This window comes from Pseudoalteromonas sp. MMG033 (assembly GCF_057197785.1).
In genome coordinates, this window is record NZ_CM170070.1 from 3,686,907 (window position 1) to 3,711,819 (window position 24,913).

A 24,913-nucleotide genomic window follows, 5' to 3' on the forward strand; every position below is an offset into this window, starting at 1 on the left:
GGAGTTATGTATGTCAGATCAGCCTCGTATTCCTTACAGACACTTCCCAGGTAACCCAATCGCAAAACCGCCATGCAGAATGCTTAACGCAATGATGTATGGCTTTTTTGTTAAAGGGGAGTTGGAAACCATTCAAAGCTATGTAGATTCAACACTTAACAGCGTACCCAGTGAAACAATTGCGTTTAGGGCATTATCATCATATTGCCTTTTAACGTTCACAGATATAGAAAATATTGCGTCTAAAGTGCCGCCATTTAGTAATTACGGCTATATGCAAGAGACTGACATCATTGTTTGGTTGCCGATTGCACAGATAAGCAAGCAAGAGAACAAGATGACGCATCTATATTGGTATCCAGCATTTATTACGGTTAACAATATCAACGCGTTAGTTAATGGCCGTGAGACTTGGGGTTATAACAAATACTTGTGTAAGTACCAAATGCCGGATAACCAGCATCGCGCGGACCATTTTTCGCTTAGTCTTGAGACTTTTCAACCTTTTGAAGCAGACAAAAAAATGGCTTGGTATGAGCTTTTGTCTATTGACCGGGTGGCGGATGATGACACTTGGTTCGAAGAAGCGATAGAGATTGGCAAAGAAGTTGCCGAACTTATCCATGGCAGTGTGCATGATTTAGGCGTTAGTATAGACTTTTTTAAACAGCTATTTAGTGGCTTTACCAATCCGCAACTTGCCCAAATTTTATTTAAACAGTTCCCTGACGGCTTTGCAGAAAATAGTGTTTATAGTGCGGTTGTTCACTCTCCCTCAACTGTGAAAAAGGTGCATAAACTCGGTTTTCTTAAAGATGAATATAAAGTCACTTTTAACCAAGTTGATGCATTTCCCTTAGAAGAGATGTTTGGGATCAAGGTGGGTGAACAGTTCGCCAGACTGCCTTACTTTTTGTGTATGGATTTTGATCAAGATGGTGCGCATGAAATCGTAACAGCCGATCTGTGAAGTGAGTAAGGACATAACATGACTAAAGAACGTATCGCTATATTAGGTGGTGGCGTGTCTGCGATGACTGCTGCTGTTTACTTAACTGAAAAGGAAAATTGGCAAGATCTGTATGATATTACGGTTTATCAGTTAGGTTGGAGATTAGGTGGGAAAGGAGCTAGTGGCAGAAACGCCCATTTTGGTGAAAGAATTGAAGAACATGGCTTGCATGTATGGTTTGGCGCATATGTTAATTCATTTCGCGCGATTGAGACTGTGTATGACAAATTAAACAGGCCGGCCACCGTGCCAATTCATACTTGGCAGCAAGCGTTAAAGCCCCATAGTTTTGTTGTTTTACAAGAGTATATCGACAATCAGTGGGAGACCTGGCCCGTTGATTTTCCGTTGATTGATGGAAACCCCGCTGATGGTACATTAGACCTTCACTTTTGGCAGTTGATAGAGCTGGTTGTTGCATGGTTACACAAGTGGATTGATGAGTTAGAAGAGGCGATAGAAGCATCTAATCGTCAAACGCAGCTGCAAACTCGTAAACAACGTGATAGAAGTCTATTACAACATTTAGCCGGAGAGATCTCGGACGCATTTGACAGCGTTGAAGACTCTGTTAAGTCTTTTTTTGATAGCGCTATCGATGAAGCGCAAGATATCTTGTCGACCCCTAAACTACTTATATCTCAGCTACATGATTTGATGAGCTTGCGAGCGAAGGATAAAAATCTATCAAATTCAAAAGATAGACTTGTTACTTGGTATATTGTCAGAAAGTTAAAGCGTTGGCTGCGCTCAGAGGCGTTAGAGCTGATTGATGATAATCCTGCTGTGAGACGTGCATATATCTGTGCTGATTTAGCCATAGCGATGACAGTTGGCATGATTAGGGACAGAGTACACGCCAATGGATTTGGTGTGCTAAATAAGTACGACTTTAAATATTGGCTTGCTAGAAACGGTGCAGATAAAAAATACGCTGTTGAGTCTGCGCCTGTGCGAGGCTTCTATGATCTTGTTTTTGGTTTTGTCGATGGGGACTTTAAAAATGGTGACGTCGAGGCCGGCGTTGCTTCTTTGGCTATGTTGCGCATTATGCTTTGTTACAAAGGCGGTGTGATGTGGAAAATGCAGGCGGGGATGGGTGATATCATCTTTTCACCAATCTATGAGTTACTTAGCCAAAGAGGTGTTAAATTTGAGTTCTTCAATCAAGTTGAAGGGCTTAAACCCGGACAAGATGAAAATGGCAACTATGTCGTAGATGAGATTTCTATTATTGAGCAAGTCGAGCTTAAAAATGGTCAATATCAGCCATTTGTAGATGTGAAAGGTTTACCTTGCTGGCCTTCACAGCCAAACTTGGATCAAATTGTTGATGAGCAGGCTAACCTCATTCGACAACATAAGGTGAACTTAGAATCATTCTGGACTGACTGGCCCGCTATATACGAGCAGCATTATCAGCGACCTTTGCCGCGTAAGACACTCACAAGAATGCGTGATTTTGATAAAGTCGTTTTTGGTATTTCGGTTGGGTCGTTAGAGCATCTTTGTCCAGAGCTACTCGCGTTAGACTATGGCTTTGAGCAGCAAAGCAGTAAGGTAAAGACAGTCGCAACGCAAGCGTTTCAGGTTTGGTTAAATAAAACGGATGAGCAGTTAGGTTTTAACTATACACCGACCAGTGAAGAGCGGCCTATATTAAGTGCGTTTTCTCAGCCATTTGATACATGGGCGGCAATGTCTAATTTACTTGGTGTAGAGGACTGGCCTTCATCGGGGCCATGTAATATCGCTTATTTTTGTAGTGCTTTTACTTGCGACTATTACCCGCCAGCATCAGAGCATACGTTTCCTGCAGAACAAACAGCCAACGTTAAGGTTAATTCACTCAATAAATTGAACCATGAAATGCAGCCGTTGTGGCCATCCGCATATAATGATGTAGGTCAGTTTATTTGGGATGTCATTTATGACCCAAGTGCTGCGCCCACGGAGCAAAGGTTTGACTCACAATATTGGCGCGTCAACGTTGACCCAAGTGAGCGATATGTTCTGTCAGTGACAGGTAGCAGCGATTTTCGCTTAGCGACTGATGGCACAGTGTTCAAAAACTTATTTATAACAGGTGATTGGATCAAAACAGGTGTTAATGCAGGGTGTGTAGAGGCTGCTGTGATGGCCGGCATGCAAACATCACGTGCTATTTGCGGTTTACCTGAGGAAATAAGTGGTGAAAATGGCTTTGAGCCAGATGGTACTTGATAGATAATATTAGGTAAGTTACAGAAAAGACCTGCAATTTTATTGGAGGTCTTTTCTTTTGGACTATACTCAGTAGTGCAAAGTGAATACTGCAATAACTAACGAGAACGGACATGTTTAAACTCTCTGCCATTTCTATATCCATAATGCCTGTGCTTCTAAGTTCATTTCTATCTTATGCAGCAAATGATTCAATCGAGATTATTGAGGTCCATGCACAAAAACGAAAGCAAAATATCGAAGATGTGAGCGTATCGATTTCAACGATTAGCGCCGACCGTATTGCCCGTCAGGGTATCAAAGATGCGACTGAGCTGGGTCATTTTGTCGCAAATTTAAAAATCAGCCAAAATGCAGCTGAAGGCACGCCGCCAGCAATTAATATTCGTGGTATTGGCTTGTTAGATTACAACACAGCAAATACCTCACCAATTGCCATGTATGTCGATGGTGTATCTGTCGGCTCGGCCAACAATCAAATAGCTAACTTGTTTGATATTGAGCAAGTTGAGGTTTTAAAGGGCCCGCAGGGGACTTTATTTGGTAGAAACAGTACTGGTGGTGCATTGCTCGTAAGAACAAAACGACCTGATGCGGGCAACTATGGTTATGTTAGCTTAGGAGCTGGTACAGATGATTGGCGAAGGGCGCAAGGCGCTTATAACGCAACAATTAATGATGAAAGTGCCATTCGTTTTGCTTTTAATCATGCAGACTATGAGTATACAAGTTATAACCTGCTCGAAACATCGCCAGAGGCAGGCCTAAAACAAAGTGATTTTCGGCTAAGTTACTTGGGAGAGTGGGACAATTGGAGCGCATTTGTAAAAGGGTACTACGGTCATTGGGATGGCATAGTACAGCCGGTCGGTAATATTGGTATATTCAAAGATCCAAACCCTGCTGCTCCAGTAAAATGTTCACCTAGTGAGGCAGGAAGTGCTGTGTGTGTAGATAGTTTTGGCTTTAATGATGGCAGCGATGATTTTTGGGCTGTAAGTGTAAACAATGACTCTCCTCATTTGAGTATCTATAAAGGCTGGACAGCTGAACTACAGTGGCAATTAAATGAAGATGCATTCGTAACTTATTCAAATGGTTTTAATCGTCTTGATAGAGACCACACGTTTAATTGTGATGGCAGTCCTCAACGTTTATGTGAAGGCGAGCTGGGCTTGAAAAGTGAGCTTGTAACTAATGAGCTAAGATATCAAAGCCAATTAGATGAAGACTATTGGACAATTGGTCTATTTCAATACCAAGAGCGCATCTATCAAAATAATCACAATGATATTTTAAGGGACTTCAGAGGTATTCTTTCGCCGGAGTTAACAACAACCTTTTTTTACGACAATGAGATTGTCACAAAGTCGATTGCTTTGTTCTCTCAGTATGAGTGGCAGGTGAACGAGCATCATATGCTAACGATTGGCGCGCGCTATTCAGACGAGTCAGTTAAATATGACTCTATTTCACGATTAAACTTTATCACAACGCCAGGGGAGCTTGCGGGGTCGCTTATTCCTTTTTATACGGTTAATGGAGAGGTCAAAGACGATGGTTTTTCGGGGAAAGTTGCTTGGAATTATACACCGCGTGATGATTTGCTAATTTATTATTCACTGGCAAATGGCACCAAAAGTGGAGGCTATAATGGAGGCCTACTGTCATCTAAAGAACAAGCTGAGTTAGCGGATTATGGTCCTGAAGAAACACTCTCTCATGAAGTCGGTTTTAAGCTCTCTGAAGAGGATGCCTATTTTCTTTCTGGCGCGATTTTCTATTACGATTATAAAAATCAGCAAGTGTTCATGAACCAAGCCTCTTCAACACCCAATGCGCCACCTTTGCAACTTTTGGAAAACGTTGGTGAGTCGACCATTTATGGTGCAGAACTTGAGCTAGTATATTTGTTCACTGAGGCTGTAACATCGCGGGTCGCCATTGGCTACATTCCTGAAGCAAATTTTGAAGAGTTCATAGATCCGCTCGGTAACCGATTAACTGATAATAGACTCCCTTTTACGTCCGAATGGAATGTTTCTGCAGAGCTCGCGTATTCTTATGAATTGAATAGTGGCGAGTTAGCAACAGTTATTGGTGTTGATTACCAGTCCGAATATTACTTTGATCAAAACCAGGATCCATATGCGATGCAAGCTAGTTATGCGTTATGGCGCGCTAATGTTACTTATCAGTATCAGCAATGGCAGATCGGTTTATGGGGTAAAAACTTATTCGATAAAGAGTACAGCCACTTAAAGTTTGATCTCAGTTCTTTCCTTGGCATGTTAGAAGACTTTAAGGGCGAGGGGCAAAGAATTGGTGTTGATGTTACATATAACTTTTAGAGCTCTCTTAGCTTATTCATATGGGTTTTTAGGTCAATAATGTATTTGATTAGACTGACTCTTAGCTTAATAATTTTAGTTATGTCGCACTCAGTGAGTGCCCAGCAGTACGTGTACAATGGTATCGAAAAAGGTGTCAATCTACACGACAAGGGCTTGGTGCTTGCTGCAAAGGACGATACGCGTTTCCCTGAGTCATTTGGTGATGTGATGAACTGGGCGAGTCGTTTAGAGAAACAAGAAGAGCGAGCATTATTCTCTGGGCGCTATTGGCTTGTTACTCAAATTAAAAACATCTCTAACTATGAGCAGTTGGTTTTATATCCATACAACACTGTTTTATCCAATATTGAGACTAGAATATACTCAAAAGATGATATTAAGCGCTACTACTCCGGAGGCATGGTGCCTAATGAGTTTGCGTTTCATTATGGCAACACCATCGAGCTGTTACCAGACAAAGACTATTACGTCGTTACTTTGTTTGAAAGTGATTATTTTTATACGCCTATTAAATTAGAGCTGGTGCCAGTCAAAGAATTTAAAGAGCAAGTTGTGATTGATAACTTAATCATGATGATTTGCTTTAGTGTTGGCATTGTTTTGGGCCTTTATAATTTACTCATTTATATTGGCTCTAAAGATTTGACACACCTTTATTATGCGATATTTGCAGCCACTATGGTGTTTGCATGGAGCCACTTTTTTCATATATCAGATCAGCTTTTTGGGTTCTACTCGGCCCACTTGCATTGGCTAGGCTTTACGTTATCTCCAATTAGTAATGCATTGTTTTATAATTGCTTACTTAAATTAAAAGAAAAGCATCCAAATTTATCTTCGGCCTCTATTTGGGTTGGGGTAATTGCTGCGATAGGTACGCCTTTCAGTATTTTATTTCCTGGATTTGGTTTTCTATGGGCGACAATGTCAACAGGTGTTGCACTATGTTTGGGTCTTTATGTTGGTATTTTAAGGATTTCAGAAGGGTTTAAGCCTGCTCGCTATTTCATCTTAGCTTATGTATGTATGGCGGTACCTAACATGATTGGTAATTTCACTAATTTGGGCTTGTTACCACCAATAGCAGTTAATTTGTATTTACTCGGTTTGGTTGGTGTGGCACTGGATGCAATGTTCTTGGCATTCGCCGTTGCGGATAAAGTACGTTTAACCAGTGAAGAAAATATTGAACTCAATAAAAACTTAGAAGCGAAGGTATTGAAGCGCACTTATGAGCTAGAACAGTTAGCTTCAGAGTTACGTGATGCCAGTGAAGCGAAAAGTCGATTCTTGGCCAATATGAGCCATGAGATCAGGACACCTATGACCTCAATAATTGGTTATGCAGATGGTATTATTCTAGGAGATATTAAACCGCACGAGCGCAATCATGCGATTACCGTCATATTACAAAACTCTCGGCATGTACTCGGATTAATTAATGATATTTTAGATATGTCTAAGATTGAGGCCAACAGACTGGAAGTTGAATTAATCGAGGCCAATTTATTTCAGTCTATTGCGCATGTTGAATCCCTGCTTGGCAAGCAAATAAGAGATAAAGGGTTAGAGTTTGATTTAAATTATCAATTCCCTTTGCCAGATTATGTCGTTATTGACCCAACGCGACTGAGGCAAATACTGTTGAATTTGACATCAAATGCGTTGAAGTTTACATCGGTTGGTAAAATTTCAATTGAAGTAAGCTGTAAGGACGACAGGCTATATATCAGTGTTAAAGATACGGGTATTGGCATGACAACAGAAGAACAAAAAGAATTGTTCAGCGCATTTTATCAAGCGGATTCATCTACAACACGTAAGTATGGTGGAACGGGATTAGGACTTAATATCTCCAAGAGCTTAGCTCAAAAGTTAGATGGTGATATTGTCGTTGACAGTGAAGTTGGATCTGGAACTTCATTCACCTTGTCATTGAGTTTATTCACCACTGAACGAACTAAATGGGTAAACTCGTTTGAAGAAATACATCATCAAAGTGAGCCTTACATACAGGCTGAATCAGAGTTAGATTCTGAGGATCTTAAAGGTGAAGTATTGTTGGCAGAAGATCACAGTGATAATTGTCGCCTGATAACTCGGATTTTAGAAAGAATGGGTTTGAATGTAACGGCGGTAGAAAATGGCCAGTTAGCAGTGCAAGCAGTTTTAGACTATGAATTTGATTTGATTTTAATGGATATTCAAATGCCCGTTATGGATGGTGAGCAAGCATTTAACTTTATTCAAGCAACAGGGTGTACTGCGCCTGTTATTGCTTTGACAGCAAACACCATGAGTCATGAAGTGGAAAGGTATATTAAACTTGGGTTTACTGACCATCTAGCGAAGCCAATAGACAGAGCACAGTTTGCCAAGAAAATTTCACATTATTTGAATATTATAGTAGATGATGATCTTAATTTACCAGATGAAGAGTTTAAGCAGCTCAAAATGCAATATATTGATGGTTTGCATGAGCAGCTAGTTCAGCTTCAAAATCAGTTAAAATATAAAGACTATGAGGGCCTTGCACGTTCTATTCATGCACTAAAAGGCACTTCGGCTATGTTTGATTGTCATGAAATTTATCAAACAGTATCCCAAATCGATTCCTTGTTAAAACAAGAAAATTGGCAAGATGTTGAAAGGGCACTTGCTCGGTTATTTGAACTGATTAATAAAGTGATCGATGAATCTGATTGTGGTCAAGCTGTTTAGGGTTTGACTCACAACTTGAAGAATTCGAATTTGAGGTTTTCATCACCAAAACTTTATAATTGCTAAAAATAATGACAATAAAATAGGGAAAGATTATGAAGTGTTTAACGTTATTGTGCGCGCTTGCAAGTCCACTTGCCTTGTCAAATCCTTTGATGGGGACTTGGGAGTTTGTTAGTGGTGAATATGCGACTAAAGACGGCAGAGTGAAAGCGTCTGCGCCTCAAGTCACCTCAACTAAAATCATTAATAATACACATTTTAGCTATATCACCAGTAGCGACAATAAGTTTCATTATGCTGGCGGCGGCACTTATCAGCTTAAAGACAATTATTTTATTGAGACGGTAACACTTGGCAATGTTGAGAGTTTAATCGGCCGTAAGATGGCATTCACTTATGAAGTCAAAGGTGATCTTTGGCATCACAAACTCGTTGAAGATGGTAAATTTGTTGAATATGAAATCTGGAAACGAGTAAAGTAACACCTCTTTATTTAGATGCGACAAGCTGCATTTTTAAATAACAATGCGAGTTAAGCTAGGGCGATCACTGCTTAGCTTAACGCCTTTTTCGCTTTTAACGAAATTTCTCTCCATAAAGTTCAATTTTTGATGTAAAAAACTGTATTAAGCATGTTCTGATGAACTAACATTTAGATTAGTTGGAAAACGTAGTTATTTCTGCATTTTATGATTGAGTTGCAATTAATTATCAATTAACTTGAATAATTATTCTTGTTTATCGGTTTAAAACTCATCCTAAAGTGGGTCATATATCAACAGTAACTGACAAGTGTTAACGTCAGTTACTTTGTCCAATTGTATTTTTTCGCATAAGTTATTTGTACAGGTTAGGCAAAGAAGGTATGCAATCATGAAATCTTACATCCCCTTAGTTATGGTGTCTTTAATAGCAGGCTGCTCATCATCTGAAAGTGATAGCCCCAGTCAAGTGAACAATTCATCCCAGCAAGAAACATCGACTCAGGAAACTGAAAACAGTCAGACAAGTACATCTACAGATAATAGTAGTGATACAAACTCAAATGTGAATAATGATTCATCAGGACAAGCAGATGCCGGTGATAGTAGTGGAAGTACAGATAATGATGTGACGAATAATCGTGGCGTATATTTCCCGCAATCATTGGCTGTCGCATCTCCGTTTTCAGATAGCAGTGATGAGCAAGATAGGCAATATGTTTACAGAACGCTAGAGGCGAGAGGCCCAGCATCACCAACATACTTTTGGGCGACGAGAAGGATTGATGCATTGTTAAGTGGTGAAACACCCTTAAGAGATGTATTTCGAGTTCGTTCTTTTTATAGAAATAGTGAAAATGCGGATTGTTTTGGACCCCAAGTGAGCTATCAGGGCCACCCTGATGCCACTGATCCTAGTATGAGCTCAGGTACTTTACCGACTGGGGATCTTGGTTTGTGGCTAGCCAGTGCAAAAAATGGAAATGCGTGTGCTGTTGCTCAAACTAATGCTCAACTGCGAGCAGTGAGAGAGCGAACAAGAATGGCATTGATGACTTTGGCGAGTATGGTCTCAGCAGCTATTGATGACGGTGCGGGTTTACCATCTGACGGCAGCTCGATTGATTTGACCACGCAGATGAATAGTAAGGGATTAGCTGATATTAATTTTGATACTGCGAGCATAGAGCTGGCTTCTGGTGTGTGGGAATATCGCGTTAATCTAACCTATACAGTGTCCGGGTCAGATTATGGAATTACGTTATCTATGGTACATACACCAGGTAGTGATGCCATGAATTATACTGGGCTATTAAACTTTACAGTTGAAGGCGAAGTCGGCGTAACAGGTATAGAGTTCCCCGGTGGTAATTGTAGTCAAAATGAACGCACATTGGTGGGTTCCCTAGCTTACGAACGAAGTGCAGAGCAGATGTCTTTGCAATCAAGATCGGCAATCAATTGTGGTCATGGTATTAGTGGGGCATTTAACAGTGACCAACAAGTGGATGTGAAAAACAAATACCATAATACCGATAACCCAGATGGCTGGAGTGAGAATTTTGCAATTTTTGGTGCGAATTTTAATCTCACGAGTTTAGCGGGTGCTTATGCATATGCATGGCAAGCGGGTGTGAATGATTCAAATAGTCGGATCTTAAATATTGGATTTAATGATGCATCTTTAGAAAACGGCGAAGCGCATTTTGGTTATGGTACTGACATTGATGTGACAGATGGCATGGTACAAGGGTTTATTTGTAATTGGGCTGGGCCTAACAATAACCACACCTTACAAGATTTTACTCAAAGACAATTTTTTGAATATGATTCATCGACGAATACGTATTTAGGTACCGATCATCGTGCAAATATTGAATATGCACCGACTAATTCTTGTGAATATGATGGTACAGCCAGCTTTGTATTCGATATTGATGCAAGTGGTGTTTTAGGTGACATTGCCAGTGAATCAGCAAGTGTTAGTTTCGTAACAGACTTGTGGTCACCCACGGACCCTTCACTCTCAGTTGCTGAATCTGTGGTAGCAAGAGGACTATCAGTTCCTGATGTGCCATTCACTTGGCCAGTAGATGAATAGCTTTGATAAAAAAGAGAAGGCTTAGCCTTCTCTTTTTATATGCATTTAGCGGGCTTGGGCAAACCTGCAATCTTTGTTGCTTGCTTCGCAGGGCCTTTCGGAAATAGTTTGTATAAGTAGATACTCTTGCCTTTATCTTCACCTAGCTTTTTAGCAATCGCTTTTACAAGCATTCTAATCGCTGGGCTAGTACCATATTCTTCATAAAAGCTACGTACAAATCGAATGACTTCCCAGTGTGCATCGGTCAATGTGATACTTTCACCAGATGCAATGACTGGTGCCAGGCTTTCATCCCAGTCTAAGTGATTTAATAAGTAGCCTTCTTTATCTGTTTCTATCGTTCTATCGTTTACTTCTAACATAATTACCACGTTAAAGATTTGTCACTGCTTGCAATAAGGTCAATCCAACTCAAGTCATCAACAAGTGTGATGGAGTTGTCAGGTAAAACGCCACGGGCTAAAGCGCACGTTTCTAGCATAAATATAGGGGCAGGGCTGTTAATTAAGAATTTTGATTGGTCATAACAGGCGTCTTGCAGAAGCAACACTTTATCTGTTTGGCTAATTAGACCCATATCAACATTGCTATAATAGCTTATCGGTTTAGAAAAAATATGTACTATTGAACTCATAACTTAACCACGTGATCTTGCTCTTTTAACAGCGCTTGTTGTTGATTTATGTTTAACACATCTGCGTCTATGGCCAATTGCTCTTTTGATATGGAGAAGTCATTGAGTGCGTCCTCGCACACAAATATGCTATCCACATCATAAATCTCGAGTGTTTTAAGCTGTTTCAAAAAGTCTTTTATACCGAGTTGGTTAGGCTTTTGACCTTCTTTCAATGCAAGCACAGAAGAGCCTCTGAATAACCAGCTTACCTCTTGATCAATGGCTGCAAAAATCAGAGCCATATCTAAACTGTCGCGGATAATTTGCTTGTCAAATGGTGAAGCATCACAGATAACTAATACTTTTTTTGTCATTTAAATTGCACCCACTTATCAGCTTTACATGTTTCCATAGCGAATTCAGCTAAACCAGCGACAGTAAATAAACCTGTATCGGATATATTGATACCGCGTTTTTCAGCTGCTGTAACACAGAGTTTTAATGGTATACCCAAGTCATGAAGGTTTTGCCAGACTGTGCTTACTTGAAGCTCATCGCTTGCAAGCGCAAAATGCTGAGTGGCATGGAGTACCGCATCTTGATATAGAAAAATACACTTGATCGAGTGCTGTTGTTGGAGTGTGGCGCGAGCAAAGCGCTCAATACATTGCAAAGTATCATGATCTGAAGGACCGCAATGTACCGAAATAATGAATTGGCTCAAAGAAAACCCATAAAAAAAGCCCCTAATGGGGCTTATTTTATCAGAATGATAAGATTAGTCATCACTTGACATAACGCCTAATAGCATTAATAGGGAAGTGAATAGGTTGTAGATAGCAACGAACAGGCCTACTGTCGCAAGGACATAGTTAGTTTCGCCACCATTTACGATTCTGCTTGTTTCAAACAAGATCATTGCAGACATAAGCAATACAAACACAGCGTTGATAGCAATGAATACAATTGGGCTACCGATGAAGATATTTACGATAGAAATACCAACAGTTACTAAAATACCAATTGTTAAAAAGCCACCCATGAAAGAGAAGTCTTTCTTAGTTGTCAACGCATAAGCTGATAAACCGAAGAAAATCAATGCAGTTGAACCAAGTGCTTGTGCAATCAGTAATCCACCATTTGGTAAGTTTAAGTATGAGTTAAGCAGTGGACCTAAGCCAAAGCCTAGGATACCTGTAAACAAGAAAACCAGACCGATAGCAGAAGAAGAGTTTGCCTTCTTTTGGATAACAAAAATAAGACCCATAGCAACAAGAGAACAGACAAGACCTGTAAATCTAGGTAATGCCATAGTCATAGAGATTGCAGCAGTTAAGGCACTGAATGCCAAAGTCATTGCTAAAAGAAAGTAAGTGCTCTTAAGCACTTTATTTGTTTCAGTCGTTGACATTACTGCTTTTTCAGTAGTGTACGAATGATTGAACGCCATATTATAGCTCCTTAATAGAAACACGATGTTCCGATAATTAAACTTTCCAAAGATTACCAAGAGTTACATAGTTGAGCAAACCTTTCTCGAATAGTAGACCATTTTTTGAGGTAAATAGTTCAAAGATAACAAAAGATTGATAAAAAATTCGTCAAGCTAGCTGGAATTGTCGTCAAACGAGCTGAATTTTAGCCAAACGATAAAAAAAGCAAAAAAAAAGCTTCACATTCTAAAAAGGTTTCCCTATTATTCGCCCCGCTGCGGAGAGATGGCTGAGTGGTTGAAAGCACCGGTCTTGAAAACCGGCATACGTTAATAGCGTATCTAGGGTTCAAATCCCTATCTCTCCGCCACTATTTGTATTGTGCTTATGCATAATAAAAGTTTCGGAGAGATGGCTGAGTGGTTGAAAGCACCGGTCTTGAAAACCGGCATACGTTAATAGCGTATCTAGGGTTCAAATCCCTATCTCTCCGCCACTATAATGATTGATTTGCAGTGATAAAGTAAGACAGTTCAATCAAAAATTTCGGAGAGATGGCTGAGTGGTTGAAAGCACCGGTCTTGAAAACCGGCATACGTTAATAGCGTATCTAGGGTTCAAATCCCTATCTCTCCGCCACTACAATAAACATCACATTTGAGATGTGTTGTTTTACAAACTTGGAGAGATGGCTGAGTGGTTGAAAGCACCGGTCTTGAAAACCGGCATACGTTAATAGCGTATCTAGGGTTCAAATCCCTATCTCTCCGCCATATTAAGCCCAAGCTAAGTTAGCTTGGGCTTTTTTACTTTCAAAATATATTTAGTTCAATCTAGTAGCATGCGACCAAAGTCTTATTGATGGGATTTCACTTACAAAGAAGACTTCACTAACGACATATTCTTGTAAGGAATTTGAAATGAAAAAAGTCGCAACTGCAATTGGCGTTTCAATGTTATCGCCTCTTATCATTGGCTGCGTATTAGGTGCATACTTTTATATTTCGACAGGAGAAGGGCAGCTTTTTTTTCAGCTGCTAACCACTGCGATTTCAAATGCACATATTGTGGGTATGGTCATGGCGTTATGTGTTTTACCGGCGTATTTATTTTTGTATAAACGTGACAAGCTATCGTATTCGGCCTTAACAACAACAGCTCTGCTGGGCGGAACAGCATTTACTTACTTGCTTGCAGTGTCTACGGGGCCAATACTCATTGCAAATGCGATTATGAGTGCGTTTGCATCCGCACTTTTTTTATGCAGTCTCAGAAGGCAATAACATTTCCTTTGAGTGTAAATTGAACAGTTGCAGTTAGATTGAGGATAAATTGGGACTTTTTCCTCTGAAAAGGTTTCATTTATTGGCTTGAAAGAGTACCTTTACTGTTTATATGTAAGAATGTTCAGTATTAATAATGCAAAAGCAAAAATTTTATGAGCTGTTAAATCAACAGGCAAAAGGGTTAATTGAAGGCGAGCACAACCACATTGCTAATATGGCGAATTTAAGTGCCTTGCTGTTTACCAACATGGAAGATATCAACTGGTCAGGTTTTTATCTTATGGATGGTGACAATGAACTCGTATTAGGCCCATTCCAAGGTAATCCTGCATGTATCCGTATTCCGGTTGGTAAAGGCGTTTGTGGCACTGCAGTGTCAGAGGCTAGAACTCAACTGGTTGAAGATGTGCATGCTTTTGCAGGTCATATTGCATGTGATGCGGCGTCTAACTCTGAAATTGTAATACCTGTATATAAGCAGGGTAAAATATTTGCTGTGCTGGACATTGACAGCCCTAGTTTGGCAAGGTTTGATGAACAAGATAAACTGGGCTTAGAGGCGTTAGTTAAAAGCTTCGAGGAAACACTTTAAAATGAAAGATATGCTTAATGTACAAGATTACTTGTTTTCTAATTTTGATGTTGGGGATTGGGAAGGTGACGAAGAGCAAGTAGCAGAAACGCTCAACGAACTTATCCACTTCGCTTGGGAAAGATTACCGGAAGATCTTGGAAGTGAGCAAATTGATCAAATTATTAATGGTATTTGGGAACATCTACGCGGTGACATGGCTTTAATTGAAACCGAATTGGATGAACTCTTAGACTGGGTTACACACTATATTAATTCATCACTTGATGAAGATATTTAAATAGGTTTAGACATGGAAACCACAAACAAGCTAAAAGATATTAATGAGGTTCTGGAGTTTTTATACTCAGAATTCCCTCAGTGTTTTAAACAAAAGGATGGTATCAAGCCACTTAAGGTCGGGATCTTTAAAGATATTGCTGAGAAGATCGAAGGCTCTGATAAAGTGAGCAAAACACAAGTAAGACAAGCTTTAAGAAAGTACACGTCAAGCTGGCGCTACTTAGAAGCTGTGACTAAAAATGAGTTTCGTGTCGATTTAGAAGGTGGTCAAGCTGAGAAAGTTGAGCAAGAGCACGTTGAGCACGCACAAAAAGCATTAGAAGAAAGCCGTGCGAAAATGGCTAAGCGCAAGAAGCCGCAAAGACCTCGCAATGACGGTGACACAAAATCTTACAAATCAAAAGGGCCTGGCCAAGCACGCCATGCTAACAAAAAGCCTAGAGTTAATAAGAAACCAGCTCAACAACAGCAGCGCAGAAGCTCTGGAAAAGTTGAACCTCTTCCTGCAAATGAGGTCAAGGTTAATAACAAAGTAAAAGTTAAACTTGGCCAAGCGCTAGTTAACGCAACGATTACTGAAGTCAATAAAGACGAGGTACATGTTGAACTTGTAACTGGTATGCAGGTTAAGACAAAGGCTGATAGTCTATTTATTCTATAAGGAGTAGTGTATGAGTAAAAATTTACCACTCATTGGGGCAGTTGCATTGTTTGTTGCAAACACGTGTTTTGCAGCTAATAGCGTTGTAACAGAAAAAGACATACCTGTGCTAAAACCTGAATTACAGCACGCAACAGCTACGAAAAGAGTGACAGATAAATTTACTCAGAACCACTACAAACGTTTTAAACTCAATTCAACATTATCAGAAGAAATTTTTGATAGATATGTAGAAACCTTAGACTACAACAAGTCTATTTTTTTGCAGTCGGATGTTGATGGTTTTGAACAACATAAAGCAAAGTTTGATGAAGCCTTAGCTGATGGTAAGTTAGACTTTGCTTTTGAAATGTTCAATGTGAGCTTACAGAGACGCTTTGAGCGTTTTCAATATGCCATTTCTTTATTAGATAAAGAGATGAAATTTGATACGCCAGATGCGTTTTACTTTGACCGTGAAGAGGGCGTTTTTGCTAAAGACCAAGCCGAACTTAATGAGTTTTGGCGCCAAAGAGTCAAATCTGATGCCTTGCGATTAAAGTTAACGGGTAAGGATTGGGAAGGCATTAAAGAGATTTTAACTAAGCGCTACAAAAACGCTCAAAAGCGATTAGTTCAAACCAATAGTGAAGATGCATATCAAATTGTTATGAATGCATTCGCTAGAAGCATCGAAGCACACACATCTTACCTTTCTCCTCGCAGAGCTGAGCAATTTAAGATGGATATGGACCTTGAACTTGAAGGGATCGGTGCAGTATTAAGTTACGATGAAGATTACACTGTTATTCGCAGCTTAGTTCCAGGTGGGCCTGCTGATAAAACGGAACAGATAAAAGCAGACGATAAAATCATTGGGGTAGCCCAAGATGGTGAAGAGTTTGTAGATGTTATCGGTTGGAGACTAGATGACGTGGTCGATCTGATAAAAGGGCCAAAGGGCACTAAAGTCAGATTACAATACCTTAAAGGAAGCGATTCACACGGTACCCCGAAAGTCGTTGAAATAGTTAGAGACAAGATCAGGTTAGAAGATCGTGCCGCTAAATCATCAGTCTTTAAAGCTCAGTATTCTGATTTAACGAGTAAGATAGGTGTAATTGAAATACCTAGTTTCTATAACAACCTTTCTGAGGATGTACTTAAAGAAATCAATTCCCTCAAAGCAGAGAAAGTTGATGGTATTATTATTGACCTTAGACAGAATGGCGGTGGCTCACTTTACGAAGCGAAAAAGCTGTCAGGGCTGTTCATTGATAAAGGGCCAATCGTACAAATTCACACTGCTCAAAATCGTCTAGACGTACAAAAAGATCAAGATGGTAAAACATATTACAGCGGCCCTATGACAGTGTTAGTTGACCGCTATAGTGCTTCAGCATCTGAAATTTTTGCAGCTGCAATGCAAGATTATGGCCGCGCAATTGTCATCGGTGAGCAAACATTCGGTAAAGGTACTGTGCAGCAACATAAGGGGCTGAGAAGAACTTACGATTTGTTCGAAAACCCACTTGGCAGTATTACCTACACAATTGCTAAATTTTATAGAATAAATGGTGGCAGTACTCAGAATAAAGGTGTGATCCCAGATATTTTGTTACCGTCTTTTATTGAGCCAGAAGAGTGGGGTGAAAGCCAAGAAGATAACGCATTGCCGTGGGATAGTATTGCCCGTGCCAAGTACAATACCATTGATGATTTGTCATCGGTCATTGCGCATTTAAATGAAAAACACACCAAACGTATAGCGAAAGAACCTGAGTTTTCATACGTTTACGCCGACATTAAACGTTATAAAGATAAAGAAAACGAAGTATCAATTTCATTAGTCGAAGCGCAAAGAAAGAAAGAGCGTGAGGAAAGAGATCAAAGAGCGCTTGCCAGAACCAATGAACGTTTGAAGCGTTTAGGCTTAGAAGCAATCAAAGATTTGGATGATGTACCTGACGTTATTTCGGAGCTAGACCCGTATTTGGAAGAAACAGCATTAATCACGCAAGATATGATTAACTTTGGCAAGATTGTAAAGAACGATATTTAAACCTATTTAATGGTTTGGTATTACGAAAAAAGGCGCAATAGCGCCTTTTTTCGTTACTCCTGAACGCAAATTTGTTATTATCGTCAGCCGCAACAAGACAACATAGACTATGTTTATCAATCCGTCTTGATAATCGATACTGAAAAGTACGCGTTGAATTATTATCAAACCGGATTGGTAAAAGAGTGGAAATACTCGGTCAAATAATAATACGCACCAAAATGAGTGCGAGGGGTACATAAATTTGAAACAACCAAAAACAGCATCTTCGTGGGATGCTTTTATACCAATCATTGTATTGGTCAGCTTGTTAGGCGCTGCAGTTTATCTGTATGGAGACAGTTCATCGTCTGGACCAAACCAAATCGCGTTATTGTTCGCAACGTTTACAGCAGCATTAATCGGCTTAAAAAATGGCTTCACATGGAAAACGCTTGAAGAAGCGATGATCAAAGGTATCACGATTTCGTTGGGTGCTATTTTGATCTTGCTCATGGTAGGCGCTTTAATCGGGACTTGGCTTTTATCTGGTACGGTCCCGACACTGATATATTATGGATTGCAGATCATTAACCCGTCTTGGTTCTATGCCGCCAGCTGTTTAATCTGTGGTATTGTCGCCATGAGTATTGGTAGCTCTTGGACCACTGCTGCAACAATTGGTGTGGCTTTGTTAGGCGTGGCCAACGGTTTAGGGCTTGACCCAGTTGTGACCGCGGGGGCTGTGATATCAGGCGCTTATTTTGGCGATAAACTCAGCCCGTTGTCAGAGACAACTAACTTGGCACCTGCAGTGGCGGGCAGTGACTTGTTTGACCACATTCAGCATATGTTATGGACCACGGTACCAAGTTTTGTTATTGCCTTGATTATTTTCATTGTAATGGGCTTTAACGCAGATGTTGCAAGTGATGCGAGTAAAATTGACGCAATCAGCACGATTTTACAAGACAATTTTAATATCAATATTTTGATGCTAGTCCCACTGGTTATTTTACTTGGTCTTGCAATTAAGAAGATGCCGGCTTTTCCAGCGATATCAATTGGTGCTGTCGTAGGTGCTGTGTGGGCATTACTTTTCCAAGGTGATTTGATTGCGAGCCAAATAGATGCGTCTCAAGGTGAACTTGTTGGGCAGTTTAAGCTGATTTGGGCAACCTTTTTTGATGGGTTTAGTGTGCAAACTGGCGATGCAAAAATGGATGATTTACTCAGTGGTGGAGGTATGTCTAGCATGTTGACAACAACATGGTTGATAATGACTGCCCTGATGTTCGGTGCCATCATGGAGAAAACTGGCTTACTAGAAGTCTTTGTACGTAGTATTCTTCGCATAGCGAAAAGCACCGGCTCACTCATTGCTTCAACTATAGCAACATGTTTTGGTACGAACCTTGTTGCGGCCGACCAATATATCGCGATAGTGGTCCCTGGTAGAATGTTTAAAGAAGAATATAAAAAGCGCGGTCTTCAGAGCGTTAATTTATCTAGGACGCTTGAAGATGGAGGAACGATTACTAGCCCGTTAATACCATGGAATACCTGTGGTGCATATATGCAAAGCGTATTATTAATTAACCCGTTAGATTATGCTGTTTACGCTTTCTTTAATTTAATCAACCCGCTACTAGCAATCGTTTATGGCTATCTTGGTGTCAAAGTATTAAAGCTAAAACCAAGAGAACAAGACTAAAATAGAGAGGCTCCAAATATTGGAGCCTTTTTTATTGTCTAAACAGTCAGATAACCCGTCTAAACTTATTTGCAAGCTACATTTCCCTCATTTAATATTATAAAATCTCGTTTAACTTATGTATGTGTCCTTAATGGATGCATGTGTATATATATTAGACACTTGCATGATTTAGGTAGCAAAGATTGGCGGATAGGTGGTGTTGATCATATTGCGCTATTTTATGCGATGAAGGAATTTTAATGACACAAAAACCGCAAGCTAAACTATTGGCAGATTATCAGCCACCAAGTCACCAAGTGGACCATATTGACCTTACATTTAACTTATCACCGTTAAAAACCCGTGTAATCGCAAAGTATGAATTGCAAGCGAATGGTGCGCAATCATATGTTCAGCTTGATGGCGTTGATTTAACGCTTATTTCACTCAAAGTTGATGGCCAGCCACACTCTGATTTTACCCAGCTAGTTGATGGGATAAAGATCAACTCTGTGCCTGCATCCTTTTCCCTCGAAATAGAGACTGAGATTGCCCCTGAACAGAATACGTCACTTGAAGGGTTATATCTTTCTGATGGTGCATATTGCACGCAGTGTGAAGCTGAAGGCTTTAGGAAAATAACCTACTTCTTCGATAGGCCTGACGTATTAGCGACGTATAGAGTTACCGTAATAGGGGATAAATCATTTCCGTTTTTACTCTCCAATGGTAATCAAGTTGATTTGGGAGAGCTAGAAGACGGGCGGCACTTCGTCATTTGGGAAGACCCGTTTAAGAAGCCATCTTATCTATTTGCGCTGGTAGCAGGTGATTTTGATACCCTTGAAGATAAGTTTGTGACTAAAACCGGTCGTGAGGTTAAGCTGCAGTTATTCGTCGACAAGGGAAATTTGTCAAAAGCCCCTCATGCGATGACGTCTTTGAAGAAGTCGATGCAATGGGATGAGGAGCGTTTCAATTTAGAATACGACCTTGATATCTACATGATTGTAGCAGTCGACTTCTTTAATATGGGCGCAATGGAAAACAAGGGCCTGAATGTTTTTAATAGTGCTTGTGTACTTGCTAATCAAGAAACAGCGACGGATAGAGATTATCACGTTATTGAATCCATTGTTGGTCATGAATACTTCCATAACTGGACCGGTAACCGTGTAACTTGCCGTGATTGGTTTCAGCTAAGTTTAAAAGAAGGATTGACTGTATTTAGAGATCAAGAGTTTAGCAGTGACTTAGGCTCTAGAGCATTAAATAGAATTGATGCTGTGAATGCGATGCGTACGCATCAGTTTGCAGAGGACGCGGGCCCTATGGCGCATCCTATCCGCCCTGAAAAAGTGATAGAGATGAATAACTTTTATACGGTGACTGTTTACAATAAAGGTGCTGAAGTGATCCGCATGATGCATACCTTGCTTTCTGAGGAAGGCTTCCAGCAAGGTATGAAGTTATATTTCGAACGTCACGATGGCCAAGCTGTAACGTGCGATGATTTTGTGAATGCCATGGCTGATGCAACAAATACTGATCTGAGTCAGTTTAAATTGTGGTATCAACAATTTGGTACGCCAACATTACATGTTAAAACCAAATATGACGCACAAGCAAAAACATATCAAATAGACATCACCCAGACTCACGCAAAGAACGATCCGGTGACCGAGCCTCTACATATCCCCGTAGCGATTGAATTACTTGATGAAAATGGCAAAGCGATTGCTCTTAAGGGCGCACCTTTAAAGCAAGGTAAAGTACTAGAGTTAACTGAAGAAAAGCAAACTTTTGTGTTTGAGGATATCGGTTCAGTACCAACACCTGTTCTATTAGAGGACTTTTCTGCGCCGTGTTTACTTGAGTATGAATATTCCTTGTCTCAGCTGAGTCATATTGCAAAATATGCATCAAGCTATTATGCAAGATGGGAAGCGATGCAAATATTGTTTACTCAGCAAATACGCGCCTATGTCGGCTCTGAAGATAATAATCAAACTATGTTTGGTGAGTTATCTTCTGTGCTAGAAAGCCTATTTGAAAATAAGCCAGATGATTTAGCCATTTTGGCTGAGTACATTTCAGTGCCAAACTTTGACACACTGTCAGGTGGTTACGATATTGTGCCTGTTGATGCTTTATGCCAAGCAATTGAACGTCTTGAGCGACAAATTGCAGACTTATTAGAAACTCAGTTAGTTGAATTCTATCAAAGCGTTAAGGACTGCGGTGGGTTAAGTGCTGAAGATGTGGCGATCAGGGCACTACGTAATAAGAGTCTCTACTATCTGTCACTCACGACGGTAAATGTATCTGACTGGTTAAAAGAGCAGGCCAGCTCTTCGAATATGACAACGAAGCTTGGTGGGTTAAAGAGTGCGCTAAACGCTCAGCATCCACTGTCAACAGAATTAATGCAAGAGTTTGATACACAATGGAATCATGATCTACTTGTCATGGATAAATGGTTTGCACTGCACGCAACAAGTCAGTCAGATAAGTGCATAGACGTGATCCTATCATTGTATGAACACTCATGCTTTGATAAGTCCAATCCCAATAGAGTGAGATCTTTGGTTGGTACTTTTGCAAGGATGAATCCAAAACAATTCCATAGACCTGACGGTAAAGGCTATGAATTATTAGGTAACTTAATCGCTGAGCTTAACGAACTTAACCCACAAAATGCATCAAGAATTATTACTCCACTTTTATCTTTTAAGCGCTTTGATGAAGGCCGACAAGAAAAGATGCGAGCACAACTTGAGCGTTTAGCAGGAATTTCAGACTTAAGTGATGATCTATATGAGAAAATTGATAGAGCATTAAACTGATACATGCAAGAATATTACTTTTATTTAAGGCTGACCCATGAGCAGTGCCTTGCTTATTATGAAGGGGATATTGAATCTATTCAGGTTGTGGAAGATGGTGGGAAGCGGATTCGCTTTCCAGCAGCACACATCAGAAGGTTTGTATCCAGCATTGGTGTGAATGGGCGTTTTAGATTACAGCTTGACGGTAGCAACCGATTTATCGCACTTGAAAAGGTGACATAAGCTCTAAAAAGGCTTTGTGGGATAAAGTATTTTTGTTAATTCGGTTTGTTTTAAACTTAAATTACGTGTTATAACTATTCTGGTAAGACGTCTTACCAAGGTTAAAAGACGGGCTAAAAAGTTAAAAATGCACCGAACGAACGCGTAAAATTTGTAATTTTCGATTTTCGCTTCTATCGTTACGACAACAAAAAACAATAACTTGATTAGATTTACCCGCCATAAGGGGGAGAAATAATGATAAAAAAAGCGCGCTTTACTAAGAACAAGATTATGCTTGGACTTGGAGCAGCCATTTTCGGAACGGTTGGCATGCATGCGCAAGCCGCTAATTTCCAAGTCGGTGATTTTGAGATAACGTTCGATTCAACGTTCTCATATGGACAAAGTATTCGTGTTGAAGACCGAGACTTTGGAATTATCGGTAAGAGTAACCACCCTAGGTTTAATTGGAGTGGGTACAATGCCTCAACGGGCAATACCTTGTACTCTTCTTCACAAGTTTGGAGCCAGGAAGGTGCTTACTCTAACAATGGTGATGCAGGCAACTTAAACTTTGACGCTGGTGATACTTTTTCTCAACAGTTAAAAGGCACACACGAATTTGCCATCACTAAAGATAATTATGGTTTCTTCTCTCGCTTTATGTACTTCTATGACTTTGCGATGGAAGACGGTGATTTTGCTTACCGTAACCCAGTGTCTGGCCAACATGTAGACCCATGTGCAGATGATGATACAAAAGAACAGGTTTGTTCTGACGCTAGATTGTTAGATGCATTTGTATGGGCTGATTTTGATTTAAACGATGGCAATAATCCGCTGTCTATTCGTCTAGGTCAGCAAGTGATCAACTGGGGTGAAAGTACATTAATATCGCATGGTATTAACGTAAACCCTGTTGATATTGACCGTTTAAAAGCGCCGGGCTCTGAGTTAAAAGAAGCATTCATTCCTGTTGGTATGCTTTGGGCTTCATTGGGCATTACTGAAAATGTCACGTTAGAAGCATTTTATCAATATCAGTGGCATGAGACTCGCTTGCCAGCGACAGGTAGTTATTTTTCGACGAATGATTTTGCATCAGCTAATGGTTATTCGCAAAATGTACAGCTTGGTTTCACTTCAAACCCAGATATCGACTTACATCATCTAACTGAAGCTTTAAATTCTTTGCAGTCTAACTGGGTTGGTGCACTTGCTGCACAAGGTTTAGACGTCACAGATCAAAGCGTATTGAGCAGCCCTGATGCATTGCAAATGCTATCGTCTATGTACCTTGCTTACCCAACAAGAGTTGCGTTAAAAGGTAAGGGTGACGCGGGTAAAACAGATGCTGATGACAGTGGCCAATTTGGTATTCGTTTAGGCATGTTCGTTCCAGAATTGAACGATACTGAAATCGCGCTTTATCATATTAATTATCACAGCCGCAGACCGCTTATTTCTGGTAAAGCATCCAACTTTACTACCGGTGCGATAATGCAGGATCTTAACTATATTCAGAATAATAAGATCACTGAAGACAATATCACGAACCTGAACGCGTTCACGCAAGCGGTTATTGTTTATCCAGAAGACATTAAACTTTATGGCTTGAGCTTTAACACGGCAATTGGTGAGACAGCTTTCTCTGGTGAATTTGCTTACCGTCAAGATGAGCCGCTTCAAATTGATGATGTAGAGCTTTTATATGCTGGTATGGTTGAGCAGTTAGCTGCAGCAGGCATTCGCGAAGATTTTGAAGGCTTCTCTCAATTAAGCCAAGGTAATGATGTGTCTTATGTTCAGCCTGGCGAAGTGGCACAAGGTTTCGTATTGAAAGATACGATGCAGCTACAATTCACAGCAACGCATTTATTCGGTCCATCACTTGGCGCGGATAGCTGGGCGGTTGTCGGTGAAGTAGGTGCTGTTACGATTAAAGACATGCCTTCTTATGATGAATTACGTCTGAATGTTGCGGGTACTGGTCGAAGCGGCACAATTGAGGGAATAGAAGGTCGTAACTACGATTTGATCCACCAAGCAGTGTCTAATGGCCCTGAAGTTAACCCATTCCCAACGGCTTCTTCATGGGGTTACCGTCTTATCGCCAAAGGTGAATACAACAATTTATTCTCAGGTGTAAACTTCTCACCACGAGTTGTGTTTTCACATGACGTAAACGGAACCACACCAGATCCAATGTTCTTGTTTGTTGAAGATAGAAAGTCGATGGGTGTGAACCTTAACTTTAGCTATCAAAATGCATGGTCATTTGATCTAGGGTACAACACGTTCTGGGGCGGTGGTGCGACAAACACATTCTCAGATCGCGATTTTGTATCATTTAATATTAAGTATTCAATTTAAGG

At 40.3% G+C, this 24,913-nt stretch carries 20 protein-coding genes and 4 tRNA genes; 19 read left to right on the forward strand and 5 right to left on the reverse strand.

Annotation, left to right across the window (positions count from 1 at the left end; translation table 11 throughout):
• Positions 1-10 precede the first annotated feature (10 nt).
• From AC2CZC_RS16030 to AC2CZC_RS16055, 6 genes are all read left to right on the forward strand, one after another.
• Positions 11-970, forward strand: a complete 960-nt coding sequence (locus tag AC2CZC_RS16030; RefSeq protein ID WP_063363930.1) for a hypothetical protein — start codon at positions 11-13, stop codon at positions 968-970.
• A gap of 18 nt (positions 971-988) precedes the next feature.
• Positions 989-3,235 (forward strand): NAD(P)-binding protein, encoded by a 2,247-nt coding sequence (locus AC2CZC_RS16035; protein WP_484582561.1) that lies wholly within the window; start codon positions 989-991, stop codon positions 3,233-3,235.
• A 113-nt stretch (positions 3,236-3,348) separates the two neighbouring features.
• Entirely contained in the window at positions 3,349-5,586 is a 2,238-nt protein-coding gene (locus AC2CZC_RS16040; protein WP_484582562.1) for a TonB-dependent receptor, read from the forward strand.
• An 81-nt stretch (positions 5,587-5,667) separates the two neighbouring features.
• Complete coding sequence (locus AC2CZC_RS16045; RefSeq protein ID WP_484582563.1) at positions 5,668-8,310, forward strand: ATP-binding protein; 2,643 nt, start codon at positions 5,668-5,670, stop codon at positions 8,308-8,310.
• A 95-nt stretch (positions 8,311-8,405) separates the two neighbouring features.
• The gene (locus AC2CZC_RS16050; RefSeq protein WP_484582564.1) at positions 8,406-8,795 is read left to right on the forward strand and encodes a hypothetical protein; all 390 of its coding nucleotides are present in this window, start codon (positions 8,406-8,408) and stop codon (positions 8,793-8,795) included.
• 391 nt (positions 8,796-9,186) lie between these two features.
• A complete protein-coding gene (locus AC2CZC_RS16055; RefSeq protein ID WP_484582565.1) occupies positions 9,187-10,896 on the forward strand; it encodes a hypothetical protein in 1,710 nt (569 codons plus the stop codon).
• 35 nt (positions 10,897-10,931) lie between these two features.
• Here AC2CZC_RS16055 and AC2CZC_RS16060 read toward each other — a convergent pair whose 3' ends face one another.
• The 5 genes from AC2CZC_RS16060 to AC2CZC_RS16080 are packed head-to-tail and all read right to left on the reverse strand — an operon-like array spanning position 10,932 to position 12,965.
• Complete coding sequence (locus AC2CZC_RS16060) at positions 10,932-11,261, reverse strand: TusE/DsrC/DsvC family sulfur relay protein (protein WP_484582566.1); 330 nt, start codon at positions 11,259-11,261, stop codon at positions 10,932-10,934.
• Between the two features lie 2 nt (positions 11,262-11,263).
• Complete coding sequence (locus tag AC2CZC_RS16065) at positions 11,264-11,533, reverse strand: DsrH/TusB family sulfur metabolism protein (protein ID WP_484582567.1); 270 nt, start codon at positions 11,531-11,533, stop codon at positions 11,264-11,266.
• A complete protein-coding gene (gene tusC / locus AC2CZC_RS16070; protein WP_484582568.1) occupies positions 11,530-11,889 on the reverse strand; it encodes a sulfurtransferase complex subunit TusC in 360 nt (119 codons plus the stop codon). The genes AC2CZC_RS16065 and tusC overlap by 4 nt, the downstream gene beginning before the upstream one ends.
• A complete protein-coding gene (tusD, locus tag AC2CZC_RS16075; protein ID WP_063363921.1) occupies positions 11,886-12,239 on the reverse strand; it encodes a sulfurtransferase complex subunit TusD in 354 nt (117 codons plus the stop codon). The genes tusC and tusD overlap by 4 nt, the downstream gene beginning before the upstream one ends.
• Before the next feature lie 54 nt (positions 12,240-12,293).
• Positions 12,294-12,965: a Bax inhibitor-1/YccA family protein gene (locus tag AC2CZC_RS16080; RefSeq protein WP_063363920.1), complete on the reverse strand. Its 672-nt coding sequence runs from the start codon at positions 12,963-12,965 to the stop codon at positions 12,294-12,296.
• A gap of 262 nt (positions 12,966-13,227) precedes the next feature.
• Here AC2CZC_RS16080 and AC2CZC_RS16085 point away from each other — a divergent pair.
• The 13 genes from AC2CZC_RS16085 to AC2CZC_RS16145 all read left to right on the forward strand — a co-directional run bounded on the left by AC2CZC_RS16085 (position 13,228) and on the right by AC2CZC_RS16145 (position 24,911).
• Positions 13,228-13,318: transfer RNA gene (locus AC2CZC_RS16085), tRNA-Ser, on the forward strand.
• A 35-nt stretch (positions 13,319-13,353) separates the two neighbouring features.
• Positions 13,354-13,444, forward strand: a tRNA-Ser gene (locus AC2CZC_RS16090).
• 52 nt (positions 13,445-13,496) lie between these two features.
• Positions 13,497-13,587: transfer RNA gene (locus AC2CZC_RS16095), tRNA-Ser, on the forward strand.
• Positions 13,588-13,630: 43 nt separating this feature from the next.
• Positions 13,631-13,721: transfer RNA gene (locus AC2CZC_RS16100), tRNA-Ser, on the forward strand.
• Positions 13,722-13,868: 147 nt separating this feature from the next.
• Positions 13,869-14,231 carry a hypothetical protein gene (locus AC2CZC_RS16105; protein ID WP_484582569.1) on the forward strand — a complete coding sequence of 121 codons (363 nt, stop codon included), beginning with the start codon at positions 13,869-13,871 and terminating at the stop codon, positions 14,229-14,231.
• Positions 14,232-14,367: 136 nt separating this feature from the next.
• Positions 14,368-14,826 carry a GAF domain-containing protein gene (locus AC2CZC_RS16110; RefSeq protein WP_484582570.1) on the forward strand — a complete coding sequence of 153 codons (459 nt, stop codon included), beginning with the start codon at positions 14,368-14,370 and terminating at the stop codon, positions 14,824-14,826.
• A 1-nt stretch (position 14,827) separates the two neighbouring features.
• A complete protein-coding gene (locus AC2CZC_RS16115; protein ID WP_063360860.1) occupies positions 14,828-15,106 on the forward strand; it encodes a hypothetical protein in 279 nt (92 codons plus the stop codon).
• A gap of 12 nt (positions 15,107-15,118) precedes the next feature.
• Positions 15,119-15,769 (forward strand): RNA chaperone ProQ, encoded by a 651-nt coding sequence (gene proQ, locus AC2CZC_RS16120; RefSeq protein WP_484582571.1) that lies wholly within the window; start codon positions 15,119-15,121, stop codon positions 15,767-15,769.
• A gap of 10 nt (positions 15,770-15,779) precedes the next feature.
• Positions 15,780-17,810 carry a carboxy terminal-processing peptidase gene (gene prc, locus AC2CZC_RS16125; protein WP_484582572.1) on the forward strand — a complete coding sequence of 677 codons (2,031 nt, stop codon included), beginning with the start codon at positions 15,780-15,782 and terminating at the stop codon, positions 17,808-17,810.
• Between the two features lie 244 nt (positions 17,811-18,054).
• Entirely contained in the window at positions 18,055-19,503 is a 1,449-nt protein-coding gene (gene nhaC, locus AC2CZC_RS16130; protein ID WP_063360857.1) for a Na+/H+ antiporter NhaC, read from the forward strand.
• Between the two features lie 242 nt (positions 19,504-19,745).
• Positions 19,746-22,331 carry an aminopeptidase N gene (gene pepN, locus AC2CZC_RS16135; protein WP_484582573.1) on the forward strand — a complete coding sequence of 862 codons (2,586 nt, stop codon included), beginning with the start codon at positions 19,746-19,748 and terminating at the stop codon, positions 22,329-22,331.
• A 3-nt stretch (positions 22,332-22,334) separates the two neighbouring features.
• Positions 22,335-22,556, forward strand: a complete 222-nt coding sequence (locus AC2CZC_RS16140) for a DUF2835 family protein (protein ID WP_063360855.1) — start codon at positions 22,335-22,337, stop codon at positions 22,554-22,556.
• A gap of 237 nt (positions 22,557-22,793) precedes the next feature.
• Positions 22,794-24,911, forward strand: coding sequence for a DUF1302 domain-containing protein (locus tag AC2CZC_RS16145; RefSeq protein ID WP_284019487.1), 2,118 nt, complete (start codon positions 22,794-22,796; stop codon positions 24,909-24,911).
• Positions 24,912-24,913: the final 2 nt, after the last annotated feature.

Bases quoted from the DNA above. Each gene is read 5' to 3' on its own strand.
- AC2CZC_RS16065 (WP_484582567.1), bottom strand. From the start codon at position 11,533: ATGAGTTCAATAGTACATATTTTTTCTAAACCGATAAGCTATTATAGC.
- AC2CZC_RS16115 (WP_063360860.1), top strand. From the start codon at position 14,828: ATGAAAGATATGCTTAATGTACAAGATTACTTGTTTTCTAATTTTGAT.
- tusC (WP_484582568.1), bottom strand. From the start codon at position 11,889: ATGACAAAAAAAGTATTAGTTATCTGTGATGCTTCACCATTTGACAAG.
- AC2CZC_RS16140 (WP_063360855.1), top strand. From the start codon at position 22,335: ATGCAAGAATATTACTTTTATTTAAGGCTGACCCATGAGCAGTGCCTT.
- AC2CZC_RS16080 (WP_063363920.1), bottom strand. From the start codon at position 12,965: ATGGCGTTCAATCATTCGTACACTACTGAAAAAGCAGTAATGTCAACG.
- AC2CZC_RS16040 (WP_484582562.1), top strand. From the start codon at position 3,349: ATGTTTAAACTCTCTGCCATTTCTATATCCATAATGCCTGTGCTTCTA.
- AC2CZC_RS16055 (WP_484582565.1), top strand. From the start codon at position 9,187: ATGAAATCTTACATCCCCTTAGTTATGGTGTCTTTAATAGCAGGCTGC.
- AC2CZC_RS16145 (WP_284019487.1), top strand. From the start codon at position 22,794: ATGATAAAAAAAGCGCGCTTTACTAAGAACAAGATTATGCTTGGACTT.
- pepN (WP_484582573.1), top strand. From the start codon at position 19,746: ATGACACAAAAACCGCAAGCTAAACTATTGGCAGATTATCAGCCACCA.
- AC2CZC_RS16110 (WP_484582570.1), top strand. From the start codon at position 14,368: ATGCAAAAGCAAAAATTTTATGAGCTGTTAAATCAACAGGCAAAAGGG.
- proQ (WP_484582571.1), top strand. From the start codon at position 15,119: ATGGAAACCACAAACAAGCTAAAAGATATTAATGAGGTTCTGGAGTTT.
- AC2CZC_RS16050 (WP_484582564.1), top strand. From the start codon at position 8,406: ATGAAGTGTTTAACGTTATTGTGCGCGCTTGCAAGTCCACTTGCCTTG.
- AC2CZC_RS16045 (WP_484582563.1), top strand. From the start codon at position 5,668: ATGTCGCACTCAGTGAGTGCCCAGCAGTACGTGTACAATGGTATCGAA.
- AC2CZC_RS16105 (WP_484582569.1), top strand. From the start codon at position 13,869: ATGAAAAAAGTCGCAACTGCAATTGGCGTTTCAATGTTATCGCCTCTT.
- AC2CZC_RS16060 (WP_484582566.1), bottom strand. From the start codon at position 11,261: ATGTTAGAAGTAAACGATAGAACGATAGAAACAGATAAAGAAGGCTAC.
- AC2CZC_RS16030 (WP_063363930.1), top strand. From the start codon at position 11: ATGTCAGATCAGCCTCGTATTCCTTACAGACACTTCCCAGGTAACCCA.
- AC2CZC_RS16035 (WP_484582561.1), top strand. From the start codon at position 989: ATGACTAAAGAACGTATCGCTATATTAGGTGGTGGCGTGTCTGCGATG.
- prc (WP_484582572.1), top strand. From the start codon at position 15,780: ATGAGTAAAAATTTACCACTCATTGGGGCAGTTGCATTGTTTGTTGCA.